We start from the raw sequence: 15,750 nt of genomic DNA, 5'->3' as shown, positions 1-15,750 counted from the left end.
TCATAAAAGAATTAAGGCAAAATTAAAGGGTATGAGCCCAGTACAATACCGGGCTCATACCCTAGAGGCTGCCTAATGAAACGACCTGTCTAACTTTCGGGGGTCACTTCAGCAGAAGGTGGCTTGTTTCGGTATTAATTTATTTTAACTATTCATGTCTGAATGGCCTTTTTGGAGCAATTAGCTCTAAATTAGTACCATCTGGATCGGGGAAGTAGGCAACTCCCCTACCAAATCCAGTTTTCTAGCCGTCTTCTTGAAAGATAATTGGTTCGTCATCTGGGTGCTATCCTATTCCCATCAAGCTAACAAAATGGATTGCTTCTGAAACAAAAAATGATTTTTATTACTATAAAAAACGTAAAGTATCTGTTTTTAGAAAAAATTAATTTTTATAAATTGATGGAGATATAACTCAATTCTTTTATATATTTAGTTAAATATGATTGTTAGAATGAACTTAAAGTAATTATGATTTCTAGAAATGCAAACTGATGTTTTGAATTGGTTTAAAGTTGCTGGAACAAAATAAAACCAATTGAGCAAAAAAACTTGCAAAAATAAAAAGAGAGGTGTATATTAATTGATGCATCAATAATTGATATATCAATTAATGTTTTGACAGGAAAGAAAAGGAACATTTTATGAAGGAAATGTTCGTAAATATCAGTGGAGAAGAACGCAAAATACTTATTCATGTTCTATTACAGATGCAAAAAAATGTGGAGAATATTAAAGAATAGAGAGTGTAGGGGGCAGAATAGTGTGGAAATAATCGCAGCTATTTTAGTCGGGATCGTAGCATTAGAACATTTGTTTATCATGATCCTTGAAATGTTTTTTATTGATTCAAAAGTAGCAAAACGTGCTTTCAAATTACCGAAGCATTTAGAAGGAGATCGAAACGTAGCCATTATGTTTGCAAACCAAGGTTTATATAATGGATTTTTAGCGGCTGGTCTCATTTGGGGACTTGTACTTGGGCTCAATCCAATTGGTTATATGGTCCAATTATTTTTCGTGATTTGTGTGGTGATAGCAGCTATTTTCGGAGGTTTCACATCTAATAAATCAATTATTGTGAAACAAGGACTTCCAGCTGTTTTAGCACTGGTTGCCCTTTTATGTATAATATAGAATCAAATTTTCTCAATAAAAGAAATCATTTTTGAAAAGAATACGCTATTCTTTCTTTAGAATTATAGGAAAGGATGGCGTTTTTTGTATGTTTATTTCTATATGTAGTGAATTATAACTATTCTCTCAAGGGACTCAACTGCTTTTCAGCTTTTGGATATATTTTCATCCATCTTTGTTTCCTCCTATTGTTGGATAGTGTAATAATTGATAAAAATTTTGATGAAATTGGATTATAACGATTGATCAAAAAAGTTAGTGATTAAAAATATTATTCTTTAGTACATACATTTTTAAGATGTTAAATATATTTCATAATAGTCTCTGTAAGATAGGGATAAGTAGAATAGTACTTTTTATAACTTTGAATGTCATTCATAATAGCACCAGTAAGAAGAAAACAAGCTTTACGGTACTACTAGTTACCAAAGATGTTACAGTAGTTTATTTAGAATCAAATTGATTGAAAGGTTGTACTATATGGCCTAATAATTTCGAAAAAATGTCGGTGTGGCATAAAACAATTATGGAGGTTAAAGATATGAGTACTTCAAATTTGAATGAAATAAGTAAACAAATTTTAAAAGAGGAGGAAACACTTCAATTTTCCTCTTTTACAAATGAAGATGCCTTGCAAATAGGTTTATTTATCGTTGAAACAGCGAAGAAAGAGGGGAAATTGATTGCTGTTGATATAACGAAAAATGGTGTGCAATTATTTCATTTCAAGATGACAGGGACAAATGAGGAAAATACGAAATGGATTGAGCGTAAAAAACGAGTCGTTTCCCTACATGATCGTAGCTCGTATTATATGCAGATACAAAGTGAAATAACTGGAATTTCATATAATGAAAAATATCTTTTAGATACTTCGGAATATGCTGCGTTTGGTGGATGCTTTCCTATCAGAATAAAAAACGTAGGGGTTATTGGAATGATAACAGTTTCAGGATTACCACCAGAAGAAGATCATGAATTGGTTATAAGAGCGGTGAAAAATCAGTTGAATCAGTAATGAAAGTATTTTTATACTTTCATATTAGATAATGGAGTATTATAAGCAATTACTAATATGTAAATTCTTATGAGATGTTAATTATTAAATAAGTGACCAGTATGGTTTCTACTACAGTTCGTTAGTAATATTTAGTTAAATTTAAAATGTAAAAAGCCAGGTAATGCATTATTCATGCTACCTGGCTTTTTAACTATCAATTTAAGCTTATTTTCATGTTTGTGTAAATATGAAACAAGCAGGATACATGAATAGAGAATGGGTAAAATAATACCGAATGATGATTAGATTTTATGAATGATGTTATAAGGCTTTTTTTAGGGAAACTGAAGGAAGCAGTGTGTTTAGATTTAGAATGACTGGCAATGGGTGATAGGAAGTTCAATGATTCAAAAATGAACTCATTTAAACGCATATTATCTTTGAGATGTATCCTTTTGAAGAATATTAAAACTTAGGAGGAATGGAATTATGACAAAAGATTTCTATACTGCACTGAAAGAAAGACGTACTTACTATGGAATTAACAAAGAGGTACAAGTATCGGATGAAAAAATTAAAGAAATTGTGGAGTTTGCTGTGAAATATACTCCATCAGCTTTCAATTCTCAAACTGCGCGATTAGTTGTATTATTTGGTGAAGCTCATGATAAATTATGGGATATTACAACTGAAACATTAAGAAAAGTAGTTGGAGATGGAGAATTCTCAGGAACGCAACAAAAAATGGATTCTTTTAAAGCTGGTTATGGAACAGTACTATTCTTTGAAGATGAGGCTATCGTTAAATCGCTTCAAGAAAAATTTGTTGCATATGCTGAAAACTTCCCAATTTGGTCACACCAAGCATCAGGTATGCACCAATTAGTCGTGTGGACAGGTTTAGAAGCAGAGGGATTAGGGGCATCTTTACAACATTATAATCCATTAATTGACGATGAGGTAAAACAAGAATGGAATGTCCCTGCTAATTGGAAACTAATTGCACAAATGCCATTTGGTAATCCAACAGCTGCACCAGGTGAAAAAGAATTCCAACCACTTGAAGAGCGTGTGAAATTTCATAAGTAATATTCGAATGTAATAAAATAGAAATTTAATCAGTGGTGGTCTTACTGTCCGCAAATAGCAGGAGAAGCTAACTGTATTGTAAAAATAAAACTGTTTAGTAATAAAAAAACTTATTCGTTTTTTTATTAATCGAGTATGTATGAATAAAAGATTTTAAAACACTATTTTAATCTGTAAGGTAACAAGGTGATCGTTTTGATCACCTTGCTTTATTTCTTACATTTTATTTATTAAAAAACGCTAGCTTTTCATAAATGCTTGAAAAATTAGCGTTTTAATAATAGGTATCTGTAATTTGACACTTAAAACTATATACGAAAAAGCTTTTATGTTATTCCTCAAGTTCTATCCATTCCTGTGACCATTCTTCTATTCCGCGAATAATAGCTTCTAAAGCAAATCCTTTTTGAGTTAAAGAATATTCTATACGAACTGGTGTCTCAGGAAAGACTTTACGTTCGACAATTCCTTCTAGTTCTAATTCTTTCAATCTTTCTGAAAGTAATCTTCCGCTAACAGGAAGAGAAGATTCAAGCGTACAAAAGCGCTGAGATCCAGAAAAAAGTTGGTAAATAATTAGTGCTGTCCATCGTTGACTAAAAAATTTCATTCCTTTTTCAAAGCGAGGGCATAATGTAGAATCATTCATTTTCCTTCACCTCCTAAAATAAATTATATAACATCTTACTATTAGTAACAAATGTTTTTATAATTAATTACTTGACGTAAATTAATTACGAATGTATACTCACTTACATAAAGTAACTAAGTTGTTTTATGTAACTAAAACTCTTTTCTTTAAATGGCCAAAGTTGTAATGATACATATTGCATATAAGCTGAGAGAAAAAAGAATAGCATCTGTAAAAACACTTACGTTGTGTAAGTTAAACAATAAAAAATATAACAATGGAAGAGAATTTTAGAGATTCTCTATACTAGGAGGTACCTAATGGTTACAACAGATACAATTCATATGTTAGAAGATAAAATTCAATTTATACATCAAGATGGAAAGGATATTTATTTAGTAGGCCCTATCAAATTGCCAATTAATTTATATGGGGAGACTAAAGTTTTTCAATGGTATTCTTGGTTACAATGTAGTGAGGGTACAAATAGTGTAGAAGGGGTTATTGAAAAACTTTCATCTATTAATTTAGCTGATATGCAGCAATCTAGTGTGCTTGTATATGGTGATTTTGAGAATTCTGAAGATGCCCTAATTCGTATGCATAGTATTTGTCACACCGGTGATATCTTTGGTAGTAAACGTTGTGACTGTGGATTCCAATTAAAGCAGTCTTTACAAATGATTACAGAACATGGTTCAGGCGCATTATTTTACTTAGCGAATCATGAAGGAAGAGGAATTGGCTTGTTTAGTAAAGCTATGACGTACCTCTTGCAAGAAAATGGGTTAGATACAGTAGAAGCTAATCTGAACCTAGGTTTTGAAGATGATGTTCGAAACTATGATGATACAATTGAAGTATTAAAAGCGCTACGCTCAAAACCTGTAAAACTTATTACAAATAATCCGAAAAAATTAGAAGCGTTACAAAAAGCTGGATTAAATGTTACGAGTCGTGAACCGTTATGGGGTGATGTCTCAGAGTTTAATGAGAAATATTTGCAAACGAAGATTCAGCGTTCTGGACATTTTGAAGGGGGACCACTTACATGCTTGAGCATGAATTGTATATGAAGCTAGCACTAGAAAATGCCAAGGCTATGAAGGGACAAACGACTCCAAATCCATTGGTTGGATCTGTAATTGTAAATGATAACCGAATTGTAGGGGTCGGAGCACATATGAAGGCTGGAGAACCACATGCTGAAATACATGCGATACGTATGGCGGAAGAACAGGCGCGTGGTGGTACAATCTATGTAACTCTTGAACCTTGTTCTCATCATGGAAGAACAGGGCCTTGTGCAGAAGCAATTGTACAAGCAGGAATTAAGAAGGTAGTAGTTGCTACACTTGATCCAAACCCGCTTGTTTCTGGACGTGGAATTAAAATTCTACAAGATGCAGGTATTGAAGTACTTGTAGGAGTGTGTGAAGAAGAATCTAAAAAGATGAATGAAGTCTTTAATAAATATATTTTGACAAAGCGCCCATTTGTAACGATTAAATCAGGAGTTACATTAGATGGGAAAATTGCTACTTCTTTATCGGATAGTAAGTGGATCACATCTACAGAAGCGAGACAGGAAGTACACCAAATACGAAATGAAAATGCAGCCATTTTAGTAGGAGCAAATACTGTACAAGAGGATAATCCATCATTGACAACGCGTATTCCAAATGGGCGAAATCCAATTCGAGTAATATTGGACTCAACATTACGCATACCAATGGAAGCTAACGTTATTACAGATGGAGAAGCTCCTACCTGGATATTTACAACAAGTAATCATGCAGCGGAAAAAAAGAAAGCATTAGAAAATGCAGGAGTCAAAGTATTTGTTACTAGCGGAGAAAAGCATATAAACTTATATGAAATGCTTGATGTTTTAGGGGAAAAAGGAGTTTCCTCCCTGCTTATTGAAGGTGGTGGAGAGGTAAATGCTTCGTTTATTGAAAATAAATTAATAGATAAACTGATTTTATATATTGCACCTAAAATGATTGGGGGTAGAATGGCGCCTAGCTTTGTAGAGGGGGCTGGTATTACTAAAATGCAAGATGCAATTGAATTTAAGGATATATCATTTACCCAGGTTGGAAAAGATTATAGATTTATTGGTTACCCAGAATATCAGAAAGGTGAGAAATAAGGAGAATAAAAACTACTTATATTTTCCGATAAATGGATTGCAGAAAGGAGCGATGAAGAGTGAAGTTTGGATTTGATATCGATGATACGTTAATTGATTTAAGGCAGCATGCTTTTCATTTATATAATAAAAAATTAAACAAAAAAGTAGGATTGGATGTATTTCATTCTTTAAAAACAATTGAAATTCATGAAGCATTTGGCATGACTTCGGAGGAAGGTAGTCATATGTGGAATAGTTTGCTGGATGAGATTTATTATACTTCTTGTTCACCGTTTCCATATGCAGTAGAGACATTGCAAGAATTAGAAAGACAGGGACATGAAATATACTATATAACAGCGCGACCTAAAGAGCATGGAGAGCAAACAAAAAAATGGTTAATAGAAAAAGGTTTTCCGGTACATGAAGATCGCTTTTTCTATGGAATGAAGGATGAAGAAAAAATACACTTCATACAAGAAATAAAATTAAACTATTTCTTTGATGATAAGCCGGCAGTCTTAGAAACGTTAATAGGAAAACCGATAAATGTGTATGCAAAAAATACTTCTTACAATCAACATCTCAATATCCCGCGAATTACAAGTTGGACGGAGTTAGGAAATATTATAAAGAAAGAAATGCGAGGATTTAACTGGAAAATCAAATAGAGCCAAGAGCATATTGAGTGTTACAATTTTAGAGGAAAGACATAGGTGTTATGTCTTTCCTTATTTTTTTAATACTATCGTTTTTATTAGTGTGATGTGCTAGAAGTACTTCTAATAGAGAGGAAATAGAAAAATGAGCAATAAGAAAAATATTTTTAAGCTAGTCTTGTATGGAAGTATAATTTATATATCAATGATAGGTTCCCCTGGTGCCACAATATTTGTGGATATTTTGGATGAGAAGTTCAAGATTTAATGGGGTGTGCTCATAATCATGAATTTTTGGATTCTTATTATAAAATACATTATTTAAACTATATATTAGAATGAAAAAATATGAAATTGGAATTATTAAGAAACAGTAAGGTTGGTACAAAACTAAACATATTAATAACGATATCAAGTATTGCATGTATAGTATTATCCCTAATAGGGTTTTGGGGATTAGAAAGAGGGAAAAGTACTTCCTCTAATATGTATGAGGATAATTTACTACCAATTGAGTGGATTGGGATTGTAGAATCTAATTTTTATCACGTTAATATGAACTTTATGGAAATAATGTTATCAAAAGATGAAAAAAGAATGAACGAATTAATAAGAGAAATGGATGGAATTCGTAAAGAAAATGATCATCTTTTAAAGCAGTTTGAGGCTAAACTTATTTCTACTAAAGAAAAAGAATTATATAACACGTTTCATGAAACATTTAATGAATTAAGGACTCAAATGAAGAAAGCACAAGAATTAGGAAAATCTAATAATGAAGAAGTATATGCATATTACCTAAAAGAGATTGAACCTAATATGCAAAAATCAATAAAATCAATTTGTGAATTGATTTTATATAATAGTAATAATGCAGAGCTTTTACAGAAGGAAAATAATAATAGTGCTCAAAATACAATGATAATGTTTGTTAGTATTTCGATTTTAGCAATTTTAATAATTATATTAATTGGATATATTATTAAATTAACTATCCGAAAACCACTTGCATTACTACAAAATGATATGGAGAAAGTAGCAGCTGGAGATTTAACAACACGTACTCCTTATAAAGCAAATAATGAATTAGGGCATATTGTTCAGTCTTTTAATAGTATGTTAGATAACCTTCAACAATTAATTGAGAATGTTAAGATGACAACACAAGAGGTTATTTTTCCTACGGAGGGCGTAGTACAAGATACAAATCGAGCGTCTAGTATTTCAAATGAGGTTGTACAGACTGTTCTAGAAGTAAAAACAAAAATAGAAGGACAGGTAACTAGTATTCAGGAGAGCCCATCCTCAATGGAAGAAATTACAACCGGGGTGCAAACTGTAGCTGAATCTTCAGCAGTAGTCGCTGAGGTAGCAGTAACGACTACAGAACGAATAAATATCGGTAGTGAAGTGATAAATCACTCTATTCTTCAAATGAATAGTGTGCATGATGTTGTCGAGGAAACATCAAAAGTAATAAATAAACTTGTTACACGTACACAACAGATTGATACAGCTCTCGCTGCAATTACTAATATTGCCGAACAAACGAACCTTCTTGCCTTAAATGCCGCTATTGAAGTGGCACGTGCTGGAGAGAATGGGAAAGGATTTGCAGTGGTTGCCGCAGAAGTTCGAGACTTGGCTGAGCAATCTAAAGAATCTGCAAAAGAAGTTAATCATTTAATAAAATCGATTCAAAAAGATACCCAAGATACAGTTAATGTCATGCAAAAAGGACAACAAAAGGCAGTAGAAGGAAAAGAAGCTGCTTAAGATTACAGGTCAAATTCAAGAAGTATCCGCAGCGACAGAAGAGATGTCTGCTGGTACAGAAGAAGTAAATGCTTCTCTTTCGCTAGTTTCTGAAACTGCTACGGATGTGAAAAAGGAGACTCTTCAAACAGTAAATTCAATTCAATCACAGGCCGTATCAATTGAACAAATATCAATCCAATCCAACAAAATGAAAGAAAAGGTGGAAGAATTAACGGAATTGGTTTCAAAATTTAATATTACAGAACAAAAAGGATGAGTAAATCATAAAAGTTTACGTATGGCTATTAGCCTAAAAATAATTGATTTTTTACGATTAAAAAGATTTTAGTAATTAATTCAATTACAAGTGTAATAACATGTATAAAAAACATGAAGACTTAAGAGTCTTCGTGTTTTTTTATTGAATAATGTCTGAAAAAATATTGATAATTATACGATATTTTGGAACTTATCACAAAATATTCATATATGCAAAATTACATACGTTTAATGATTGATAATCACGAGTTAATGTAACTATAATAATTACACTGATAAGTAACTTATTGACGACAGTTATAAGTGAAGAAGGAGGGTTTTATTGTATTTTGTATATAAAAAATAGAGAAGGAGATATGTAAATGAAAAGGTTACTTGTTATAGGCATAATGTATACAATGTTTTTCCTCATAGGAAATATACACTTACATGCTGATGAACGGACAAATGTAAAAGAAATTACTAGTTTAGAAGAGCCTACTTGGATATTTCAGGCGGGCATAAGTAAGGGGAAATATCACGATCGACAAGATTTAGGGCTTATTTTGCAGAGAAATACACCACTAAAGGTAAGACAAACGAATCCTAATTTTAAAGACAAATTAACATTACGTTTATTGTCTAATGACTCAAAAAATGAAAAATCCATACAAGTAGGAAATGAATGGGTTACCATTCAAGGTGATACGCCTTTAGTTCCTTTCATAGATACTCCGTATGGTGAAGAGCATGCTGTACTTGAGTACCAAGTAGGGAATGAAAGTGCTACTAAGCCTCTTCCCATTTATAAACAACAAGAAAGTGTATCTCAATTTTTTAGTACATGGGATCAATTTGATGGAGAGTATGCGTTAATTCAAGGGGAGAGTTTTCAATTATTTGTACCTAAAAAAGATAAAGAGTTAGTAAGATCTTTAAAAGATTTTCAATCGTTGGATGAGTTAATTGCGTATTATGAAGATATTTTTGCGATGTATGATTCAATTATTGGTTTAGATGGTTCAGCGTTTGAAAATAAAAAAAGTCAAAATCGTTATTTTTTAAAAGCAGATATATCTGGTGCTGGCGGTGCTTATTATGGCACAAATTGGACAGCGAATAGTTCAGATAGTACAAAAATGTGGTTAGATAAACTGAGTTGGGGAACTTTACATGAAATCGCTCATGGATACCAAGCTGGTTTTGATAATCAAGGAATATTTACAGGAGAAGTTTCTAATAATCTATTTGGTGTTCAATATCAATATAGTAAATACGGCAAAAAAGCAGATCAAGTTGGTTGGTTGTTTAATTTCGGGAAAAAGGAACAGGTAGAACGGAATTTATATAATGCTTTAATGAAAGAAAATAAAAATTATGATGATTTAGATTTACGACAAAAACTTATTCTTTTAACGATGGCGAAACAAAAAGCTGGCGATGAAGCTTTTGCAAAAATGTATCAAGGTTATCGAAAACTAGCTAGCAATGCTGCTTTCAAAAAAGATGACCATTCTTTACCAGATTTGATGAATGAGTATTATAGTGAGAATGGAGGAGTTGATTTTACACCTGTATTTGAAAGATGGGGCTTTAAGCTTAATCATAAACAAATAGAGATGAATAGGGCGAAAGGTTTTCCGGCTGTTACTTCTTTAGCTTATATAGTGCCTGAATCACAATTAGCTAAAGCAAGAGCACTAGTTGATTCTGAGATTCTTATAAACTCTAACTTTGAAATAGTTACAAATCAGCAAATTGCTTCACTTGGGCTAAAAGGGAATTTGCATATCCATTTAAATACAAATGAAATAGATACATTGAAAGGAGGAAAAATTAAATTAAAAGAAGGGAATATAGTTATTCAAGAGAAAACAATCGAAACAACAGATATCAATTTACAAGATGTACCAAATGGGGTTTATACAGTTGAGATTTCAGGTGGAAAAACAGATGTTATGTATCATTTCAGTTCGTATTATGCCTATGTAAAAGAAAAAGATAATAGTCTAACTATTGATGTTAACGAAATGAAAGTGGGCAAGTTGGTAAATCAAACGATCCAATTCCTAGGGTTAGGAGATGACCAATTTGCTGAATTAAATACGGATTTAGAGCAAAAGCGAGCTGTTTTTACGGTTACTACTAAAACGCCTCATAGCTATTATGCAGGTGAAAAATATGCATCGATAGAGGTCTTTAATGAAAAAGGTGAAAAAATTTATACGAAGGAAATGGAAGGAACAAATGTAATAATTGTAAAAGATATCATTCCACTAAAAGAGGGATATAGAATTAAAATCTATCATGATGAAATAAAAAAACGATTAACTAGTAAAGCTACTATTATTAATCCTATGAATAAAACGAATGAATTTATAATAACAAAATGGGGATTGAAAAATACTTCTTTGCAAAATAATCCAGAAGAAAATCTTATACAAAGAATTGATGAAGAAATGGAAGCGATTATAGGTAATCAGTTTTTAAAAGAGATACCAATGCAAAAATTAGAAATGAAAAAGAATGTGTGGATGGCAATAAATATGTTATCAGAACCACAAAAAATAACGTATATGAATAAATATAAAGATAGCTTATATAATGAGTAATTTTTGAGAAATGAATTGAATCTAAAAAAGTAGCAAACCAATCTATTAACCTATATATGTAGAGGTATGTAAAAACGATTGGCTATAGTTAAAATTTTTTATCTATGCTTAAAATTCTAAAATACATTTTTTAAATTTGATAATACGATTATAAAGGAGTAAAAATATGAATAATTTCGTAAAGGTAGGTTTAACTACAGGAGTGGTGTTATCGGCGATTATGCCTTATGGAGGAGTACATGCGGAAACAGAAGATTTAAAAGTGGAAACAAAGGAAGATACGTTCCGAACAGGTAATTTAACAGCACCTTCTCAAAATTCGGCAGAAAATGTAGCAAAGGATGCGCTAAAAGGAAAAACAGAACAAGCATTATCATCAAAGCAAGTTAATACTGAATCCAAAGTTAATTATAATGTTACGCAAAGTCGTAAATCTTATGATGGTACTACATTGGTACGTCTTCAACAAACATATGAAGGACGTGATGTATACGGATATCAATTAACAGCACATATTAATGATGATGGTGTACTTACGAGTGTTTCGGGGGATAGCGCCCAAGATCTACAACAACAGGAAGATTTGAAACAACCTATTACTCTATCAGAAGAAGATGCAAAGAAACAGCTCTTTAACATTTATGGGAATAATCTCACATTTGTTGAAGAACCAGAAATTAAACAAGTAGTATATGTAGATGAAAATACAAGTAAAGCTACAAACGCATATCAAATTACTTTTAGTGCATCTACACCTGAATATGTATCGGGTACAGTATTAATTGATGCTTTTGGTGGTAATCTATTAAAAGAACTCGTTCAAAAATTGGGTATACAAGTAGATAGTAGTATTGTCCAATCTGCGACAGCAAATAAATCACAAGATCCTTCAAAATTAACAGGTACAGGAAAAGATGACTTAGGTATTAATCGTACGTTTGGAATTACGCAGCGAAGTGATGGAACGTACATGCTTGCAGATTATTCTCGTGGTAAGGGAATTGAAACATACACTGCTAATTATAAAGATTATAATAATTATAGAAGAAATGTATGGGGTTATCTCGATGATTTAGTAACAAGTAATTCTACAAATTTTACTGATCCTAAAGCAGTTAGTGCCCATTATTTAGCAACGAAAGTATATGATTTTTATCAAGAAAAATATGGGCGTAACAGCTTTGATAATAACGGACAAAAAGTAATTTCTGTCGTTCATGGCTGGAATACAAATGGTACGAATAAAGGAAATCCTAAGCAGTGGTTTAATGCATTTAGTAATGGAGCTATGCTAGTATACGGAGATCCAATTGTTAGAGCATTTGATGTGGCAGGACATGAATTTACACACGCGGTTACAAGAAATGAGTCTGGACTTGAGTACGCAGGAGAAGCTGGTGCAATTAATGAGGCTCTATCTGATATTTTAGGAGTAGCAGTTGAAAAGTATGCCAATAACGGAAAGTTCAATTGGACAATGGGAGAACAATCAGGTCGTATTTTTAGAGATATGAAAAACCCATCATCTATCTCTTCTAGATATCCGGAGGACTATAGACATTATAATAACTTACCTATTGATGCTGACCACGATCATGGTGGTGTACACACGAACTCTAGCATTATTAATAAAGTAGCTTACTTGATTGCTAGTGGTGGAAACCATAATGGAGTAAACGTACATGGCATTGGAGAAGATAAAATGTTTGATATTTTCTATTATGCAAATACGGATGAATTAAATATGACTTCTGACTTTAAAGAATTAAAAGAAGCTTGTATTCGTGTAGCAACGAACTTATATGGTAAAGATTCATTAGAAGTACAAGCTGTCCAACAAGCCTTTAAAGCAGCTTATATTTAATAGTATTGTGATGAATTATAAACTCTTTTATTTTAATATAGTGATTAATTTGTATGTATAGACAAAAACCTTGTAGAATTTTTCTGCAAGGTTTTTTTGAATGTTATGCCGCTATTTGCCGGGCAGTAAGACCCCCGCCTCAAAATTCAGCGAAAGCAAAGAAGTTAGGTGGGAGTTGGGCTGCTTGTAAAAGCCAGATTGGTAAGGGCTAATTAAAGTTTCACTTTATTCGGAGCGACAGAGGATTTAGCGAAACGCAAAATTTACCATGCTTTATACAAACTAATTAGTAATCAACATATACCGCAATCTATTTCAATTATCGGTATTGGTAGAGGGGGAATGTCAGATGTGGAATTTCAAACAAAGGTAGAACAATCCATTGCTACATTTTCTAGAAGATCTACTGATGACGAATCAGGAGTAGAAGGATTTATTAGCACATTTCGTTATTGTCAATTAAATACAGCGAATGTAGAGGACTATCAAGATTTGTTGAGTCTTGTAAAGAGGCGTGAAACAGAATTAAATATTCCTGAAAACCGTATGTTTTACCTATCTGTTATACCAGAAGTATTTGATGTCATTGCTTTAAATATTAAGGAAAGTGGATTGTGGGCTACAAAAGGATTAAATCGTCTTATTATAGAGAAGCCTTTTGATTATAATGTAACGTCTGCTCGTGAGTTTAACAAAAATTAATTGAATGTTTTGATTAAACTGATATTTATCGTATCGATCATTATCTTTGAAAATGAATGGTAACTAGGAATACACTTAGAAAAGTATTACGAAATAAATCGTATGTAATTCAAGACATTTTTATTGACGATAATAATTTATGTGGTTAATATATTAGACATAAGATTATCTAATTACTAAAAGTAATTAGATATAAAATATTCCGTTAAATTCTATAAATAAGTAAGTTGTGGTAGAAATGCTTTGAATTGCCACTATTAATATTGGGGACAATTAAAAAGCGAAAGGCATAAAAAGAATTGGAATTTGATAACTCTTTGTTTTTATAAAACATGAGCTTCTGTACAATTCATTTTTAAAATATTGACAAGGATTATACAACAAGAGGGGGACTAAAATTGGAATCAATGACCTTTGTTTTATTTGGAGCGACAGGGGACTTAGCGAAACGCAAAATTTACCCCGCACTATATAACTTATATAGAGATCAAAAACTTCCAAAGCAAATATCCGTTATCGGGCTTGGGAGACGTCAAGTATCTCATGTAGATTTTCAAGGAAGAATAAAAGAATCAATAGAGACGTTTTCCCGTCATAGAGAAGAAGGTACTCCAGAACTGGAAGGTTTTTTAGATAATTTTCGCTATTGTCCATTAGATGTGAGTAAGCCGGAAGACTATGAGAGGTTATTACAAGTCGTTCGTGAAAGGGAAGAAGAATTACATATAAAAGGAAATAGAATGTTTTATCTTTCCGTTGCTCCTGAATTTTTCGAGACCATTGCTTTAAATATTAAGGAAAGCGGACTTGATAAAACGGATGGATGGAAACGTCTGATGATTGAGAAACCATTCGGGCACGACCTTACATCTGCTCGTGAGCTTAACGATAAGCTTAGTCGCACGTTTGAAGAAGACGAGATATACCGTATCGATCATTATTTAGGTAAACCGATGATTCAAAATCTTGAAGCATTAGAATTTGCAAATCCTGTTCTCCAATCAATTTGGAATAAAGAACATATAGCGAATGTACAAATCACAGCGAGTGAAACAGTTGGGGTTGAAGAAAGGGCAGGATATTATGACCAGGCAGGGGCCATTCGAGATATGGTTCAAAATCATATGTTACAAATATTAATGATGACTGCTATGAATCTGCCGGAAAAGGTTAATGCATGTGAAATTCGAGAGGAAAAGCGAAAGGTAATGGAAACGCTTCGTAAAGTGAAAAAAGAAGACGTTCAAAGCCATATCATTCGCGGACAATACGCTGTAGGTGAGATAAAAGGCGGGCAAGTTGTAGCATACAAAGAGGAGCCAGGAGTAAATCCTTCTTCTAACATAGACACATTTGTTGCTGCTCGCCTGTGGATCGATAATCCATTTTGGACTGGCGTTCCCTTCTATATACGAACAGGCAAACGAATGAAAGAAAAGTCTACTCGTATTGTAATTGAATTTAAAAATACGTTAAAACAGCAATATCAAGATAGTAATCCAAATGCAGCACCTAACTTGTTAATAATTGAAATTAGTCCAGGTGAGAACGTTTCATTACAGTTAAACAGTAAAAATCCATTGAAAAATGGAGAAATTGAACCGATGCGTATTAACTTTACTTGTGAGCAAGCGGATGTGGGAGTACCTGAAGCGTATGAAAGACTCATTCATGATGCTGTGAGTGGAGACGCTACATTCTTTGCACATTGGAGAGAAGTTGAATTGTCATGGGAATGGGTACAACCAATTCTTGAAGCGTTCGAGGAAAACTTATTACCGCTTTATGAATATGAGTCTGGTTCATATGGTCCAGAAGCGTCTAATGAACTGTTGCAAGAAAGTGGATTTAAATGGTGGTTAGATCAAGAGACGGAAAAATAAGTACTTTCTTTAATGAAAGC

General features: G+C 32.6%; 11 protein-coding genes and 3 pseudogenes. 12 read left to right on the top strand and 2 right to left on the bottom strand.

Translation table 11 applies throughout. From position 1 onward, the window contains the following. Positions 1-148: 148 nt before the first annotated feature. Positions 149-283: pseudogene (locus MR143_RS24050) on the bottom strand (VOC family protein); the annotation flags it as partial. Between the two features lie 482 nt (positions 284-765). Between MR143_RS24050 and MR143_RS24045 the strand changes: the two are divergent. The 3 genes from MR143_RS24045 to MR143_RS24035 all read left to right on the top strand — a co-directional run bounded on the left by MR143_RS24045 (position 766) and on the right by MR143_RS24035 (position 3,226). Beyond that, on the top strand, positions 766-1,137 hold the full coding sequence (locus MR143_RS24045) for a DUF1304 domain-containing protein (protein ID WP_000402471.1): 372 nt from the start codon (positions 766-768) through the stop codon (positions 1,135-1,137). Between the two features lie 502 nt (positions 1,138-1,639). Then, positions 1,640-2,155: a heme-degrading domain-containing protein gene (locus tag MR143_RS24040; RefSeq protein WP_116777641.1), complete on the top strand. Its 516-nt coding sequence runs from the start codon at positions 1,640-1,642 to the stop codon at positions 2,153-2,155. A gap of 471 nt (positions 2,156-2,626) precedes the next feature. After that, on the top strand, positions 2,627-3,226 hold the full coding sequence (locus MR143_RS24035) for a nitroreductase family protein (RefSeq protein WP_000158943.1): 600 nt from the start codon (positions 2,627-2,629) through the stop codon (positions 3,224-3,226). Between the two features lie 331 nt (positions 3,227-3,557). Here the strand turns inward: MR143_RS24035 and MR143_RS24030 are convergent, their stop codons facing one another. After that, the gene (locus MR143_RS24030; RefSeq protein WP_001000104.1) at positions 3,558-3,875 is read right to left on the bottom strand and encodes a winged helix-turn-helix transcriptional regulator; all 318 of its coding nucleotides are present in this window, start codon (positions 3,873-3,875) and stop codon (positions 3,558-3,560) included. Between the two features lie 302 nt (positions 3,876-4,177). Here MR143_RS24030 and MR143_RS24025 point away from each other — a divergent pair. The 9 genes and pseudogenes from MR143_RS24025 (at position 4,178) to zwf (ending at position 15,730) form a co-directional block, all read left to right on the top strand. Continuing rightward, a pseudogene (locus MR143_RS24025) lies at positions 4,178-4,916 on the top strand (GTP cyclohydrolase II). Further along, positions 4,909-6,012: a bifunctional diaminohydroxyphosphoribosylaminopyrimidine deaminase/5-amino-6-(5-phosphoribosylamino)uracil reductase RibD gene (gene ribD / locus MR143_RS24020; protein WP_046945744.1), complete on the top strand. Its 1,104-nt coding sequence runs from the start codon at positions 4,909-4,911 to the stop codon at positions 6,010-6,012. Before MR143_RS24025 ends, ribD begins: the two are co-directional and overlap by 8 nt. Before the next feature lie 59 nt (positions 6,013-6,071). Next, on the top strand, positions 6,072-6,665 hold the full coding sequence (locus MR143_RS24015) for a 5' nucleotidase, NT5C type (RefSeq protein ID WP_000668228.1): 594 nt from the start codon (positions 6,072-6,074) through the stop codon (positions 6,663-6,665). A 336-nt stretch (positions 6,666-7,001) separates the two neighbouring features. Continuing rightward, positions 7,002-8,429, top strand: a complete 1,428-nt coding sequence (locus MR143_RS24010; RefSeq protein WP_002164105.1) for a methyl-accepting chemotaxis protein — start codon at positions 7,002-7,004, stop codon at positions 8,427-8,429. A gap of 43 nt (positions 8,430-8,472) precedes the next feature. Next, positions 8,473-8,688: a hypothetical protein gene (locus MR143_RS33525; RefSeq protein ID WP_002164104.1), complete on the top strand. Its 216-nt coding sequence runs from the start codon at positions 8,473-8,475 to the stop codon at positions 8,686-8,688. Positions 8,689-9,052: 364 nt separating this feature from the next. Continuing rightward, positions 9,053-11,281 carry a putative mucin/carbohydrate-binding domain-containing protein gene (locus tag MR143_RS24005; protein WP_000826240.1) on the top strand — a complete coding sequence of 743 codons (2,229 nt, stop codon included), beginning with the start codon at positions 9,053-9,055 and terminating at the stop codon, positions 11,279-11,281. Between the two features lie 166 nt (positions 11,282-11,447). After that, positions 11,448-13,145, top strand: a complete 1,698-nt coding sequence (locus tag MR143_RS24000; RefSeq protein WP_001058950.1) for a M4 family metallopeptidase — start codon at positions 11,448-11,450, stop codon at positions 13,143-13,145. Between the two features lie 261 nt (positions 13,146-13,406). Next, positions 13,407-13,864, top strand: a pseudogene (locus MR143_RS23995) (glucose-6-phosphate dehydrogenase). Between the two features lie 381 nt (positions 13,865-14,245). Continuing rightward, the gene (zwf, locus tag MR143_RS23990) at positions 14,246-15,730 is read left to right on the top strand and encodes a glucose-6-phosphate dehydrogenase (RefSeq protein WP_000445369.1); all 1,485 of its coding nucleotides are present in this window, start codon (positions 14,246-14,248) and stop codon (positions 15,728-15,730) included. Positions 15,731-15,750: the final 20 nt, after the last annotated feature.

The organism is Bacillus cereus group sp. BfR-BA-01347 (assembly GCF_022663835.1).
In the GTDB taxonomy this organism is placed as follows: domain Bacteria; phylum Bacillota; class Bacilli; order Bacillales; family Bacillaceae_G; genus Bacillus_A; species Bacillus_A thuringiensis_K.
This window is presented reverse-complemented; position numbering and strand designations above follow the sequence as displayed.